Origin of the sequence: Neobacillus sp. NPDC058068, assembly GCF_042885335.1 — a bacterium.
Classification (GTDB): Bacteria; Bacillota; Bacilli; order Bacillales; family Cytobacillaceae; genus Neobacillus.
Genome location: NZ_JBHVSI010000003.1, coordinates 128,662 through 143,279, shown reverse-complemented (window position 1 = coordinate 143,279; position 14,618 = coordinate 128,662). Strand labels below are relative to the sequence as shown.

General features: G+C 40.8%; 12 protein-coding genes. 1 reads left to right on the top strand and 11 read right to left on the bottom strand.

Features of this window, described 5'->3' with window-relative positions:
- Nucleotides 1-206: 206 nt before the first annotated feature.
- The 5 genes from ACFVSW_RS04945 to ACFVSW_RS04925 form a co-directional block, all read right to left on the bottom strand.
- A complete protein-coding gene (locus tag ACFVSW_RS04945) occupies nucleotides 207-857 on the bottom strand; it encodes an amino acid ABC transporter permease (RefSeq protein WP_387312940.1) in 651 nt (216 codons plus the stop codon).
- Between the two features lie 11 nt (nucleotides 858-868).
- Nucleotides 869-1,522 carry an amino acid ABC transporter permease gene (locus tag ACFVSW_RS04940; RefSeq protein ID WP_387312939.1) on the bottom strand — a complete coding sequence of 218 codons (654 nt, stop codon included), beginning with the start codon at nucleotides 1,520-1,522 and terminating at the stop codon, nucleotides 869-871.
- Nucleotides 1,523-1,593: 71 nt separating this feature from the next.
- Nucleotides 1,594-2,409: a transporter substrate-binding domain-containing protein gene (locus ACFVSW_RS04935; RefSeq protein WP_387312937.1), complete on the bottom strand. Its 816-nt coding sequence runs from the start codon at nucleotides 2,407-2,409 to the stop codon at nucleotides 1,594-1,596.
- Nucleotides 2,410-2,426: 17 nt separating this feature from the next.
- Nucleotides 2,427-3,155, bottom strand: a complete 729-nt coding sequence (locus tag ACFVSW_RS04930) for an amino acid ABC transporter ATP-binding protein (protein ID WP_387312934.1) — start codon at nucleotides 3,153-3,155, stop codon at nucleotides 2,427-2,429.
- A 283-nt stretch (nucleotides 3,156-3,438) separates the two neighbouring features.
- The gene (locus ACFVSW_RS04925) at nucleotides 3,439-4,071 is read right to left on the bottom strand and encodes an FMN-dependent NADH-azoreductase (RefSeq protein ID WP_387312932.1); all 633 of its coding nucleotides are present in this window, start codon (nucleotides 4,069-4,071) and stop codon (nucleotides 3,439-3,441) included.
- Nucleotides 4,072-4,394: 323 nt separating this feature from the next.
- Here ACFVSW_RS04925 and ACFVSW_RS04920 point away from each other — a divergent pair, with 323 nt between their 5' ends.
- Entirely contained in the window at nucleotides 4,395-4,538 is a 144-nt protein-coding gene (locus ACFVSW_RS04920; RefSeq protein WP_387312930.1) for a hypothetical protein, read from the top strand.
- A gap of 320 nt (nucleotides 4,539-4,858) precedes the next feature.
- Here ACFVSW_RS04920 and ACFVSW_RS04915 read toward each other — a convergent pair whose 3' ends face one another.
- The 6 genes from ACFVSW_RS04915 to ACFVSW_RS04890 all read right to left on the bottom strand — a co-directional run bounded on the left by ACFVSW_RS04915 (nucleotide 4,859) and on the right by ACFVSW_RS04890 (nucleotide 14,421).
- On the bottom strand, nucleotides 4,859-6,058 hold the full coding sequence (locus tag ACFVSW_RS04915; RefSeq protein WP_387312928.1) for an ROK family transcriptional regulator: 1,200 nt from the start codon (nucleotides 6,056-6,058) through the stop codon (nucleotides 4,859-4,861).
- 149 nt (nucleotides 6,059-6,207) lie between these two features.
- Nucleotides 6,208-10,443 carry a GH92 family glycosyl hydrolase gene (locus ACFVSW_RS04910; protein WP_387312925.1) on the bottom strand — a complete coding sequence of 1,412 codons (4,236 nt, stop codon included), beginning with the start codon at nucleotides 10,441-10,443 and terminating at the stop codon, nucleotides 6,208-6,210.
- A gap of 95 nt (nucleotides 10,444-10,538) precedes the next feature.
- Nucleotides 10,539-11,360 carry a carbohydrate ABC transporter permease gene (locus ACFVSW_RS04905; RefSeq protein WP_387312923.1) on the bottom strand — a complete coding sequence of 274 codons (822 nt, stop codon included), beginning with the start codon at nucleotides 11,358-11,360 and terminating at the stop codon, nucleotides 10,539-10,541.
- Nucleotides 11,360-12,331 carry a carbohydrate ABC transporter permease gene (locus ACFVSW_RS04900; protein WP_387312921.1) on the bottom strand — a complete coding sequence of 324 codons (972 nt, stop codon included), beginning with the start codon at nucleotides 12,329-12,331 and terminating at the stop codon, nucleotides 11,360-11,362. Before ACFVSW_RS04900 ends, ACFVSW_RS04905 begins: the two co-directional genes overlap by 1 nt.
- Nucleotides 12,332-12,406: 75 nt before the next feature.
- Nucleotides 12,407-13,690, bottom strand: a complete 1,284-nt coding sequence (locus ACFVSW_RS04895) for an ABC transporter substrate-binding protein (protein WP_387312919.1) — start codon at nucleotides 13,688-13,690, stop codon at nucleotides 12,407-12,409.
- A 251-nt stretch (nucleotides 13,691-13,941) separates the two neighbouring features.
- Nucleotides 13,942-14,421, bottom strand: a complete 480-nt coding sequence (locus ACFVSW_RS04890; RefSeq protein ID WP_387312917.1) for a hypothetical protein — start codon at nucleotides 14,419-14,421, stop codon at nucleotides 13,942-13,944.
- Nucleotides 14,422-14,618 lie beyond the last annotated feature (197 nt).

Genomic DNA, 14,618 nt, shown 5'->3' with positions numbered 1-14,618 from the left:
AACTTCGATGAAGAAGGGCTCTGCTTCAACTTTCTAGCTTTCGGCTTTTGGAAGCAGGGGGAACGGTTCTTATACTTTAATAATAGAGCTGTTTTTCTGTTCGTAAAACGACCACAAAATTTCGAGAATTTCAAGATGATAATTAACATTAAAAGAAGGCTAATTAATAGAAGAAAAAAGAAGCAGGAGAACCGTCCCCTTGCTTCCTATGCTTGCCTGCTTTCTAGCCTGCGTGCTATTAATGATAAACAATAGTTGACGATAAAGTACATGAACACAACGACAGCAAAGATTGGGAAAATGTAATTAACATTTTGTGCATAAATGATTTGGGCATTATGCATGAATTCCGGTAAAGCAATCACTACGCACAATGAAGTGTCCTTCAATAAAGAGATAAATTGGCTGACAATCGGAGGAACCATTCGCCGAAGTGCTTGTGGCATGACAATAGTCCATAATGTTTGGATATACGTTAACCCTGACGAACGGGCTGCTTCAATTTGTCCTTTATCGATGGAATTCAAGCCGCTTCTTACAATTTCGGCGAGCATCGCTGATTCAAACACAGTCAATGCCACTATTGCCGCAGACGAAGGGCTTAGCTTTAGTCCCACTTCTGGCAGAGCAAAAAAGGTAAAGAAAATGATGAGCAACAGCGGCAGATTCCGAATCGTTTCAACAATCACTGCCACGACCTTCGATAGGAACGGAATTTTCGCATAACGTAACGTCCCAAATACGACTCCAATAATAAAGCTTAATATAATAGAAATAAAGGCAATATAAAGCGTCACCTTAAACCCATCAGCGAGGAATTTTAAATGATCGGCTGTGAGAGCTCCTGCAATATCCATAATTCCCCTCCTTATCGGCTTCGCGCCAAGCGTCTTTCAAGATAACCAACGCCAAGACTTAATGGTATTGTTAGAACAAGATAAAACATCGCTACAAAAATATATACGGGAAATGTAACGAAGGTATGGGAGGAAACAAGGTCACCGAAGTACATTAAATCTAAACCGGCGATCATTCCCAAAATAGCTGAGTTTTTTACAAGATTAATAAACTGGTTGCCAATTGGTGGAATGACTATTTTAATAGCTTGCGGCAAAATAATGATCCTCATCGCCTGCAAATAGGTGAGACCTGATGATCTTGCTGCCTCCATTTGCCCTTTCGGTACAGATTGTATTCCAGCACGAATCGCTTCCGCAATAAAGGATGCCGTATAAATGGCAAGGGCAATCGTACCTGCCACGAATCCGGATAACGTTACACCGATTGCAGGAAGACCGATATAAAAAAAGAAGGCTATGATTAGAAGAGGAATATTTCTGATAAACTCAACATATGCGCTGCCAATCCAATTTAAAGGTTTAATAGGCGCGATTCTCATAACGGCTACAATCACGCCAATAATAAAGCTCCCAATTAAGGCAATGATACTAGCCAGCACGGTATTCTTAAATCCTTCTAAATATGTATCCAAGTTATTGATCAGTATTGAAAAATCAAGCAAAAAGATCTCCCTCCTTTTCTTAAGAAGTGGTCAGGATGAGCATGGTCTGCCCATCCCGATATCAGTAGCTGTTAGTTGGATTTAATCCATTTTTTGTGAATTTCATCGTACTTTCCGTTATCTTTCATCTTTTTCAAAGCGCTATTAATCGCGTCGACTAATTCTTTATTTCCTTTTTTAACCGCAATTCCGTAAGGTTCATCCGTAAAAGTACCACCGACCAACTCATAGTTTGAATCTTGGTCAACCATTCCATAAAGAATAGAATCATCCGTCGTTAAGGCATCGCCCTGGCCAGCTTTCAATGCTGTAAAGGCTTCCGTATAGTTTTCAAATTCTAATACAGTAGTGTCTGGAGCTTTTTGACGGATATTTATGGCCGATGTTGAGCCTTTAACCGCAAGAACCTTCGTACCCTTTTTCAAATCTTCAAGTCCTTTGATAGGGCTTCCCTTTTTGACAAGCAGTGATTGTCCGGCATCAAAGTAAACATCTGAGAAATCAACTTCTTTTTTACGTTCCTCAGAAATCGTCATCGTTGCGACGATTGCATCAATATCGCCATTGTTTAACATTGGGATACGTGTTTTGGAGGTAACCTCTTTAAACTCAACCTTTTTTGCGTCACCAACAAGATCTTTTGCCAGCTCTTTTGAAATATCAATATCAAAACCTTCTACTTCACCAGTAGATGGGTTCTTAAGTCCAAATAATCTTGTATCATATTTTACACCGATGACAATTTTGTCTTTTGATTTAATTTGCTCCAAAGCATTTTTTGCTGAACCTGACGTTTCTTTATCTCCCCCTTTGCCACACGCTGAAAGCAGCATGGAAGCCGATAATAAAAGAACCCCCGCAATCTTACTTGTTTTACTCTTAAACATAGTAATCCCCCTTAAGTTTAATGATTTAATATACGGCTGAGAAATAGGCGCGCTCTTTCTTCTTTTGGGTTCGCGTAAAAATCAACCGGTTTTCCCTGTTCAAGAATTTGTCCGTGGTCCATGAAAATGATGCGATCAGCAACTTCCCTGGCAAATCCCATTTCATGGGTAACGACAACCATCGTCATCCCTTCTTTTGCCAACGCTTTCATAACATCCAGCACTTCACCAATCATTTCCGGATCCAGAGCAGAAGTAGGCTCATCAAACAGCATAATTTCAGGTTTCATAGCAAGTCCTCTTGCAATTGCAACCCTTTGCTGCTGGCCCCCCGACAACTGAGATGGATAGGAGTTTGCCTTTTCTGGTATCCCTACTTTTTCAAGATAATATCTTGCTACTTTCTCCGCTTCCTCTTTCGATTGCTTTAATACCTTCATGGGTGCCGTCGTAATGTTTTCAAGAACGGTTTTATGCGGATATAAGTGAAAATGCTGAAATACCATCCCAATATTTCGCCTCAACTGATTGATATCCGTCTTTTTGTCATTCACTTTCAAATCGTTAACGGTTAATTCTCCGTCAGTGATTGTTTCCAACCGGTTAATACAGCGAAGCATTGTACTTTTCCCCGATCCAGAAGGTCCGATGACAACGACTACTTCCCCTTTATTAATTTCTAGATTAATATTTTTGAGAACATGAAAGTCCCCATAATATTTGTTAACAGAATCAAACCGAATCACGTCAATCCTCCTCCCTGTTGTTTTTTTACTATGTATGCGGCCTGTCGAATTGCCTTTTATCACCAAATTACGACTCTTTCAAATTGTAAAACAATTAACAGGTATATAGACATACTACATTTTAATTGCAATTTAGTAAACATCAATTCGGAAATTTGTGAATATTCTAGTTCTTTTGACCCTTATCTTGCTGATTTGCGAAGAGCAAAAAGGACCAAAAAAAGGGACCAATCCCCCGCTGCTTAAAAGCAGCGGAGGACTGGCCCCTTTTTATGACTCTTACTTAAACTGCAACTGCAGAAAAGCTCCTTGCAACTTCTGCTACTTTTGCTAAACCATCTGCAATGATGGTTTCAGCTTGTGCTGGCATTGCAGCATGACCTTCGATAATAACTTCATCAACGATTTCCATCCCGAATACGCCGCCAACAACGTTTTTAATGTAGGTTGCAGCCATTTCCATTGGTGCTGCCTCTGGTGTAGAGTAAATACCACCGCGTGCACTTAAAATAACGGCTTTTTTATCAGTCATTAGGCTGACTAATTGGCCATTCTCGTCATATTTAAAGGTGAAACCTGCTGCATATACATAGTCGATGAACGTTTGTAATTTAGCTGGAATTGTTAAGTTCCATAGTGGGAATGCAAAAACAACCACATCTGCTGCTGTTAAAGCGTCCATTGCTTTTTGTTTAGCTGCTAAAATCCGTTGTTCAACGTCAGTTAACTCTTCACCTGATTGCATTTTACCAAAAGCATTGAATAAATCTTGACCAAAGTAAGGCATATCTTCCGCAAACACATCGTACGTTGTTACGTTCACACCTTCTAAGTTCTCCATGAAAGTTTCATACATTTTACTTGATACAGCCTCTGAAGCTGGGCGGTTATTTGCTTTTACTACTAATATGTTCATTATATTAAAATCTCCTTTAGTTATCTATGTTGTAATTATCTCGGATTAATAATATATGATACGCGAATATGCGTCAACCGAAATGATTCTGGAAGGAATGGAAGCAATCTCCACCATAGAAACACGCAAGCTCCCTTTGAGCGAGGAATGGACTGGAGCCGCTTCGAGTGAGATTTGGAAACGAGGAGAGAGCAAGTGTCGATGTTGAGTATTTGTAGGGAGCAGGGTGAAGAGTGAAGTCCACTCGCCACTTGTATTTGGAATAAAACAATTGATAATGAATATACATGGTATCACTCATTTTTATAGATAGGGTGATAGTTTTGGAAATGGAAGAAGTGCAATACAAGGGGAAGCTATATACAGTTATTCACAAATATACTTCCGGCTATTGGGAGATTAGGGAAAACGGCAACAAATTTAATATTGAATTAGTCCATGAATCTGAAGTGCAAAAGGTATTGTAAAGGTCGTAACCAAATTAGATATGGATTATAGACTAGCACAGAAAACCGTCTAGGGTTTTATTCCCTAGACGGTTTTCTTTTATTAACGCTAATAAACTGTATGAGTTGCAATCGGAAACTTCTCCAAGACCAAAGGGACAGGCTCCTTGTCCCACTTAGAGGGGAGATGAGGGACGAACGAGGTGCCTGTCCTCGCTTCCCTCTATTCAATGGTAGGCAACAGCATTCATGGACCTATCCCCTCGTCCTTTCTTATTGTGACCGGCCCCTCCAATAAATCGCACGAACAGGCACAAAAATTGGGACAAGTCACCTGGTCCCTAGTTTCTAAAAATATCCTCTAATATTAAAGCGGCTGCGCCCATTATGGTTGATTTTTCTTTTAGGCTGCCTGGGATGATGGATAGATCTTTTTGAAATACTTCGATGGCGCGATTCCTAGCAATGCTGGCTGATAGTTCGATCATTTTTTCATATTTCTCTGGAAGTTTCCCGCCAATAATAATCAGGTCTGGATTAAAATAATTAATCACGTTTGTTAGACCAATCCCGAGATAGTTCGCTGCTTCTTCGACCACTTCGATGGTAAACTGATCTTTCGATTCAATTGCTTCTAATATGTTAGAAAACGAAATTTGTTCAATAGCGGGATAATGATAACTCGGTTTATAACCTAGCTGTAATCCTTCTTTCACCTTCTTCACGATGGCAAGGCCAGAGGCTTTTAATTCCAAGCACCCGTAATTTCCGCAATTACAGCGGGGCCCAAAGCTATCGATGGTACAGTGGCCGATTTCACCAATCCCAAACCCTTTATTATTAATCAGCGTGCCATTTAAGATTACGCCGCTGCCGATCCCTTCACCGACAAACAGGTAAACTAGATTTTCAGCCTCTCTCCCTGCTCCAAACCACTTTTCCCCCAGTGCCGATAGATTGGCGTCTTTTTCAATTTTGATGGGGATCTGAAGTTCTTTTTCTAAAATTTTCTTTAAGGGAACTTGTCTCCATAGGGGTAAATTGGGTGGCGAGATGACCTCGCCTGTTATTGAGTTAATTGGTCCAGGGATGGAAACCCCAATCCCTACAATTTTTTGATAGTCAATACCTTCCTGCTCAATTAGCTCCCTTATTCCTTTTTTGATAATCTCGATATATTCGTCCGGCCCTTTTAATACCGGAGAATCCAGGCATAATTCACTAACCAGTACGGTATTAAAGGTAAATAAACCAAACCTTACCTTTTCATCAACGGTTATATCGATCCCCATTACATACAAGGCTTCCGAATTCAATTCATAAAGAATCGGCTTTCTTCCGCCACTTGACAGTCCCTCGCCGCATTCCTTAATCATGCCGTTCTTGATTAAATCATTGATAATATTTGAAATCGCCGCGAACGTTAATTTAGTCTCCTCAGCAAGTTTTGCCTTCGTAATCTGCCCCTTTTTCCGAATAAAATCAAGGACTTTTATTGAATTCATCTTTTTCGTAAGGTTTTGCTCCACATATTCTTTCATAAAAAATACCCCGCATAACAAATTATGTACATGAATTAATTTAATTTTAAACCTTAGATATTTTAAAACCAGAATGCCATAGGAGCAGATGGCCCCCTACGACATTCATGGTCAGGTACTGCGGTTTTATTTTTTCAAAATCTAATCACTTAATCTCTTGATAGTAATAAAATCAATTGATTCGCATCGGCAGAGAGGACCCCTTTTGCCTTAGAAGAAATTCGGTCCTGTAAAGCTTTATTATTAAGGTGCTTCAAGAAATCTTCCAGATGCTTGATTGCCTGATCCTTATGCTCCTTTTTGAAATGATCAAGCGATGTGGTTAAACTGTTGGTCAATTGTACAGCCATTGGTCCTGTTAAGTCTTTGGACTGTTTAAATTGTTCCATTAGCTCATTCACAGCCTGATAGCTATTGGTTACATCATCATAGCCTAGAAGCTCAAGCTCTGCTAAAGTGGTAACCTCCGCTCCGGCATTTTCTGTTATTTCGAGCTTATACTGTGAATACTTCCCTGGATATTGAATCGTAAAGGCCCTCGTATATTGACGCCATTGGAACGTTTCATTTTCTCTTTGATCAAGGACGCTCCAACTCTTCCCATCATTTGAACCTTTTAATACCCAAGATTTTGGATCCTCATTCTGTGAAGCTTTTGAAGAAGTCAAAGTATACATTTTTACGTTTTGTTTGCCTTCCTTAAATTGATACATAATCGATGGGGTTTTACTCTTCATAGATAATTGAGTGTTTGATGTGTTATCAAACAATAATTGTCCATTCCCCTCATCACTTACGGTAACAGCTCCTTTATCCACTGCGATTAAACGATCTGTTACATCTCGTAATGGCAGTGGAGACAGTGATGTTCCATCAGTAGACCCCGGAGTAATCGATTGCGGGAGGTCCTGATCCCCGCTGCCCCATTTAGATGGCTTAGGTCCCATTTCAAAATCAATTACAGCACCATTGGCGATATCCGCATGTAATATGGAGGTTTTAGAATATACTTTTCCATTTACTTTCATACTTTGCACATATTTGTTTTCCTTGCTATTGTTAGGAGCGTTTATAACAATCGATTTTCCATTTTCAAGATGGATGGTTGCCTTTTTGAATAATGGTGCACCAATCGCATATTCAGGTGTACCCATTTTAAGCGGATAGAATCCCATCGCACTTAAGATATACCAGGCAGACATTTCACCGTTATCTTCATCTCCGGAATATCCTTGACCTATTTCACTGCCAATGTAAAGTCGATCAAGGGCTTCACGTACCTTTTCCTGTGTCTTCCATGGCTGTCCAGCGTAATCATACATGTAGGCGATATGATGTGACGGCTGATTGCTATGGCCATACATACCCATTCTGACATCTCTTGCTTCTCTCATTTCATGGATTGTCCCGCCATATGAGCCAGGAAACAATCCTGTTTCTGGTGTACTAAAGAATTGATCAAGCTTAGTCGCCAGCCCCTCTTTTCCACCGTAGAGATTGGCCAGCCCCTGTCCGTCCTGCGGTACATGGAACGCCATATTCCAGCCATTTGTTTCTGTATAATCGTTGCCCCAAACAGCAGGATTGAAGTTATCCGGTGTTGATCTCCATGCCCCATTTGCTGTTCTGCCATTAAAAAATTCTATGGATGGATTGAACATATGCACATAGTTTTGCGCACGATTCAGGAAGTACTGATAATCTGCAGCATAGTTAGCATAGTAAGGATCATTCTTGTCGCCCTTTTCATTCAAAGCCTTGGCCAAATTGGCAATGCCGAAATCGTTAATATAGCCATCCATTGCCCATGCTAACCCTTCACCCGTTGATGTATTGGTAAATTCATCAAATATGGAAGTTGTTAACCCTTTTCGGCCCGTACCGGCATTAGGGCTAACGGCCTCTGCGTTTCGAATCGCCGATTGGTAAAAGCTCTGGACATCAAAATTCGTTACCCCTTTAAGATACGCATCCGCAAAGGCGACATCCGAACTCGTACCCGGCATTAAGTTTGCAAATCCTGGTGAAGACCACCGCGCAATCCAGCCGCCATCTCTGTATTGCTGGACAAATCCGTCAATCAGTTCACCAGCAAATGTTGGTGTTAATAAAGAATAGGCTGGCCATGCGGTTCTGTATGTGTCCCAGAATCCGTTATTAACATACGTTTTTCCGTCGACAATTTTCGCACCAGTTGTGGTAGCAGTATTTTGTCCGGTTGCCGCCGAATAAGGACTTGCATACTTATAGACAGGGTCCGTTGTTGTTCCGACATTTTCAAAGGCAGAATTCGGATATAAGAACAGGCGGTATAAATTAGAATAAAGCGTAACGAGCTGATCCTCCGAAGCTCCTTCTACTTCGATGATCCCCAACTTTTTATTCCACTCTGTTTTCGCTTTTTCTTTTAGTCCCTCAAACGTATCATTCAATCTGATTTCCTGTTCGAGATTTTTCTTTGCTTGCTCCACACTAATTAAGGATGTCGCAATTTTCATGGTGACAACTTTGTCTTCATCTTTAGAAGTATCGAACCGGATATATCCTGTGACATTGTTTCTACTTTCACCTGTTAACTTGCCACTTTTGATGACAGGCTTATCAAATGCCGCGTAGACGAACAAGCGCGTTGCTCCTGTAGATAGGCCGCTTTTCACATCGGAAAATCCAGTGATCTCTCCTTTGTTAGCATCAATCGTAAGGCCGCCATTGTTGTCAACATTATCGAAAATGAGGTTAGATGTGGCACCTGTAAAGGTAAATTTAAACATAGCTGCATGGTCTGTTGGAGTCATTTCCGTACGTATCCCATTTTCAAATTTCACGCTGTAATAATGAGGCTGAGCAATTTCATTCGAATGTTTATATTCTAATGCACGTGTATTGCGATTCGCACTTGGCGTCGTTGCCGAAGAATCCGAAGGCATCACTTGGAATGTCTGACGATCCCCCATCCAAGGACTTGGCTCATGGCTGACAGAAAAGGCTTGGATTTGTGGGAGATTATTGACACTGTTGCTCTCATGATATTGATAGATCCAACTAGATCCTGCATTAGTAGTTGGTGTCCAGAAGTTAAATCCATGCGGAACGGCAACGGCAGGGAAGTTATTCCCACGAGAAAATGATCCGTTCGATTGTGTCCCGCGAAGGATATTTACATAGTCAATTGGAGAATTATATGTTTTCTGAACCGGTTTTCCGGTAATTTTGATATCATCGATACTTCCTCTAAATGCTCCAGGGCCTTTTGGATTATCGTAGGCTACGAGAATCCTTTTTATAGTTTTACCTGCTGCAACGGAACCAATCTTGGCTCTTATCACGTTCCATTGGTTTACGTATAAGTATTTTGAATCACCTTGGTCTTTCGGATTAAGTCCTACACCATACTGGTCAACTGCCTTTAAATCATGAAGGTAGGTTCCATCCGTAAAGGCAAGGTCCACAGAGACATATGTGCTGGAATAGTCATTATGATTTTTGTCTGTAAATTCTGGGGCAATAAAATAAGAAAGCTCTGTTTCTGGGGTAACAAGGATGTCGACATCATAAAGCTTGTTGTAAGAATACGCTCTTCCGTCTGAAAGATGTGTACCCGAATAATTGAGGGCACCTAATCCAGTCCAGCCCACATTTGTTTTAGCAGTATAGGAGCTAGTTGGGCCTTTACCTATAATCGACTTCATATCTCCTGGCGGCGGTGGTGGAACTTCAATACCGTCGGATAAGGAAATTTCCGCTAACTGGGTAATACTGTCACCGGCATTTTTCGTAATGTCCAATTTGTAATACAAGTACTTTGTAGTATTTTTTAAATCATACATATTTCGTTGGAAGCGATCTTTAAAATCTTCCCCTTCTCGTGTATCGACCGCTGTCCAATTTGTTCCGTCTAAAGAACCGTATAATGTCCAGTTTTTCGGGTCCCTTCCTTTAGCGTCATTCGCTGATGTTAAGGCATATTTAACAACGGCCACTGGTTCAGACAGCTTAAGGACGATGTTTGCAGTTGGAAAAAAGGCTAACCATTTTGTCGTCGGGTCCCCATCGATCAACTTAGAATCGATTTCATTTGGAGGATTGTTTGCACTCGCTGTTACTTGAACAACCTTATCGGTAATATCGCCAAGGATTAAATCCCGCTTAACATTCCCATCAATTCCTGAGGTCATCTTCTTACCATTTGCATCCGTTTCCACTGTATTCGTCCAATTCAGTTGTGGATCGTTTTTCTCAAACGAGGTAAAGAATTCAGTATTCGCTGATGTTGTAGATTCGGACCCTGCCGCTAGTACTGACGGTTTTTGGATTACTGGGACAGCAGCTAGGACAGCCAGGGAAACGATACTAGAAATAATCCTTTTTAGTGCTCTTTTTTTCATAATTTATCCTCCTTTAAAATCTTTTTAAAGTCAGTTGAAAAAGATCTCATAAATTCAGAACACAATCACCCCCCTTATTTTAAAAGTGATAAAAACTACCCTTTTACCGATCCTGCTAACAGCCCTTTGACAAAGTACTTTCCTAAAAAGATATACACAATTAAGGTTGGCAGAGCAGCAAGCAGGGCTCCGGCCATTTGCACATTCCATTGGACGATTTGGCTTCCGGAAAGGTTTTGTAGGGCGACCATGATCGGCTGCTGGTCAGATGTCGTGATGGTTACTGCAAATAAGAATTCATTCCAAATGTTGGTGAATTGCCAAATTGCGACCACAACAAATCCCGTAATCGACAGAGGTAGCATGATATAGCGAAACACCCGTAAAAAACCTGCACCGTCAATCTTGGCCGATTCTAGCATTTCATCAGGAATATTGGCATAAAAGTTTCGAAACATTAAGGTGGTAATCGGAAGCCCGTAAACCACATGGACAAAAACAAGACCAGGTATCGTATTATACAAACCAATTTCGCGAAGGAATTGGATCATCGGAATTAAGATACTTTGATATGGAATAAACATCCCAAATAAGATTAGCGTAAAAATCGTATTCGAGCCTTTAAACTTCCATTTCGACAATACGTAGCCATTTAATGAACCTAATAACGCTGATAGCAATGTCGCAGGAATGACAAGGTAAAAGGAATTTAATAGATTGGGAGTCAATTTCGTAAAGGCCGTTGCATAACTGCTAAAATCCAGGACTGACGGTAGCTTCCACATATCACTCAAGGAAACTTGGTCCAATGGTTTTAAGCTCGTAACAACCATGACATAAACAGGCATGAGGAAAAATAAGCTCAGTGCGATTAAAACGAGATATAACAACGGTTTGCTTATGCTTTTCAGTGCCATTATGACTCCCCCTTTCTACTTGAAATGAGATATGGAACAATAAAAATGGCGACAAACAGCAACATGATGATCGCAATCGCGGCGCCGTTTGCATAGTAATTACCGCGGAAGGTTGTTTCAAACATATAAACACCGGGAACATCGGTCACAAAATTCGCTCCCGGCCCTGTCATCGCATAAATCAAATCAAATATTTTAAGCGAAATGTGGGCCATGATAATAATAACACTGACCGTAATTGGCCTTAGTAATGGAATAATTACTTTTCGATAGACTTTAAACTCCGAGGCGCCGTCAATTCTGGCAGCTTCCTTCAACTCTTCCGGAATCGCACGCAATCCCGCTAAATACATCGCTAACGAAAAACCCGTCATTTGCCAAACGGCGGCAATGACGACGGCAATAATCGCAACAGGAATACCGAACTCGATTTTCCCCCATTTAAAGCCGGCTAGGATATCGGTATTCGTGTACCACATCGAATCGAGCCCGAATTTTTTCAAAAATAAATTGACGCCGGTTGTTGGGTTCAACAGCCATTGCCAAACAACCCCCGTTACTACAAATGATAAGGCCATCGGGAAAAAGAAAATGTTTCGAAAAAGCGATTCCCCGCGAATCTTTTGATCTAGAAAAATAGCTAACGCTTGTCCCGCTAAGACCACTACGGCGATAAAAAGGACCGTAAATACTAAGGTGTTCCGTAAATCTGCTTGGAAACGGTAGTCTTGGAATAAATACGCATAGTTTTTTAAACCGGCGAAGGAAAAGTCGGGCACTAACGTATTCCAGTTACTCAAGCTGACATATCCTGTCCAGCCAATAAATCCGTAAACAAATACAGCAATCAGCACAATCGAGGGCAGGATGAAACAAAGGGCTAGTATATGGTCCGTTGTAAGCTTCCGATTCCGTTTGGCTTTTGTTTTAGGGAAGACCGCTGATCTTTTCTCTGTTCGGTTTAGCTCCATCTTTAAAACCCCTAACATGATTTATGTATGAAAAAGAAGGAAGCTGGTCCTCCTTCCTCCTTTTTCTTAAATTCCTTATTTTTTCAAATCAGAAGAAGCCGCTACTAAAGAGTCGATAAATTGATCCACATCTTTTTGCGTGACAAAGATGTTAATCGCTTGGTTGACTTTCGTTAGGAAGCCTTCTGGCGCTGCAGAACCGTGAGCCAAACTTGGTGCTAATTTGGCATCTTTAAAGTCCGCGATTGTTTGCTTTCCGTATTCGTCATATTTTCCTGGATCGGCATCAATCCGGGCCGGAATCGAACCTTTCAATGGGTTGAAGGCATCTTGACCTTCAACAGACCCTAGGACAGACAAGAATTTCTTTACATCATCTGGATTTTTAACTCCTTTTGGCAATCCAAATGTATCGGTAATAACTAAAAAGTCTCCTTCAGTACCTGGAGTGGTGATAAAGCCAAAATCTTCATTCGTCTTTAATTTTAAATCATTAACAAAATAGCCCTTTGCCCAGTCACCCATGACATTCATCGCCGCTTCACCTTTGCCGACCATTTGTGAGGCATCCTGCCAGTTACGGGAGCTGTGATCCGCATTCACATAATCAAGCATTTTCTTAAAGGTTTTTGTTGCTTCGACTACACCTGGATCATTTAGCGGAAGGTCACCAGACCAAAGTTTATTGTACTTTTCCGTGCCAATCGTTCCAACGAGGATATCTTCAAATAGCATCGTGGCCGTCCATGGCTCTTTGTCGCCCAATGATAATGGAGTAATGCCTTTCGCTTTCAGCTTATCGGCTACGGCAAAAAACTCATCGAATGTTTTCGGAGGAGTTAAGCCATTGTCGGCAAAGATTTTTTTGCTATACCAAATGACATTCCCGCGGTGAATATTCACCGGAACGGAGTAAATATTTCCATCCTTGCTTACCATATCGATTAAAGATTGCGGGAATTTATCTTTCCAGCCTTCTTTGTCATAAAGATCATTAAGCGGCTCCATTTTTCCTGCAGCTACCCAGCCTGCATTCAACTCTGCACCACCGTGAACTTGGAACGTCGCTGGCGGATCATTCCCTTGCATCCTGCTGGCAAGAACTGCTTTTGCGTTCGTTCCGGCACCACCTGCTACAGCAGCATTTTCAACGGGAACATTAGGATATTTTTCCTTAAAAAGCTTGATTAATGCCTTCAGGCCATCCTCTTCACCGGCCCCTGTCCACCAGCTAAAAATCTCTAATTTCGCCCCTTTTTTGTCGTCTTTATCCTTTGTGGAAGTTGAGCTGGAACAACCTGAAATGATAAATGAGAATACTAGTAACAATGAAACTAGCGATAGCCATCTTTTCTTCATTTCTATTTCCCCCAATTTTTTATTTTAATATTTGAAGCGTTTACAATTTTTCTTGTTGAAAATATCCACTCCCCCTCATTTTCCTTAATAATAATATGTAATACCTAGAGGACTTCTTAAAATCACTTTAATAAGATGTAACTTAAGCGTATTATATTCGGAAAAGTCTGTCTACAGAATCCATTCCCCATAATTCTCCGTTTTTTGACAAAACAGGACAAGAGGATGAGGGACAAGTCGCCCTCGTCCCACTATACAATGAGTAGGCAACAGCATTCATGATGGCGGAGAATTTCGAAGTCGGCGGGAGAGATTTGATTTTGATACACTTTTTTAACATGTTTTGATTCTTTATTTTCTCCAAACCAGATTGACCAAAGTTCGACAAAATCTTCCTTCCGAACGTTTGCCTTCACATATTTGGTAAGTTGATTCAAAAACTTTGAGTGGAAATCCCCTTCGAGCCAGTAAATATGACTTTTTTCAATATAACGTTCTAAACCATAGGGTGGATTATCACATAATGCTATACATAGTCCGCCAAGATCTGCCTCATCCTTGGCATATAGTATCGTCGCATCTGGATCCACTTCATCCCATGATTGATAGGTTACAGGCGGTTCAGGAATAGGTTCTAACATTTTAATATCCCTGACTTTCATTTCAATAAAACCACTGTAATCGACCTCAACTAGTGGATGATTTGATGCAATAAATCTGTATAAACTCAATTTATATTCCCCCTAAGTGGCGGTTTCTATTTAATTGCTATTATATGTTGTAAGTGGACGGAATTCACGGTAATTCCCATTACTTTCCAGCAATTGTCGTAAGTCTCCGGAAATATGTCGTAAGTTTCGTAGAATGTGTCGTAAGTCTGCAGAGATGTGTCGTAAATTTCGTAAGAATGTGTCGTAAGTCCCCGGAA

Bases quoted from the DNA above. Each gene is read 5' to 3' on its own strand.
- ACFVSW_RS04900 (WP_387312921.1), bottom strand. From the start codon at position 12,331: ATGGAGCTAAACCGAACAGAGAAAAGATCAGCGGTCTTCCCTAAAACA.
- ACFVSW_RS04895 (WP_387312919.1), bottom strand. From the start codon at position 13,690: ATGAAGAAAAGATGGCTATCGCTAGTTTCATTGTTACTAGTATTCTCA.
- ACFVSW_RS04915 (WP_387312928.1), bottom strand. From the start codon at position 6,058: ATGAAAGAATATGTGGAGCAAAACCTTACGAAAAAGATGAATTCAATA.
- ACFVSW_RS04925 (WP_387312932.1), bottom strand. From the start codon at position 4,071: ATGAACATATTAGTAGTAAAAGCAAATAACCGCCCAGCTTCAGAGGCT.
- ACFVSW_RS04910 (WP_387312925.1), bottom strand. From the start codon at position 10,443: ATGAAAAAAAGAGCACTAAAAAGGATTATTTCTAGTATCGTTTCCCTG.
- ACFVSW_RS04905 (WP_387312923.1), bottom strand. From the start codon at position 11,360: ATGGCACTGAAAAGCATAAGCAAACCGTTGTTATATCTCGTTTTAATC.
- ACFVSW_RS04935 (WP_387312937.1), bottom strand. From the start codon at position 2,409: ATGTTTAAGAGTAAAACAAGTAAGATTGCGGGGGTTCTTTTATTATCG.
- ACFVSW_RS04945 (WP_387312940.1), bottom strand. From the start codon at position 857: ATGGATATTGCAGGAGCTCTCACAGCCGATCATTTAAAATTCCTCGCT.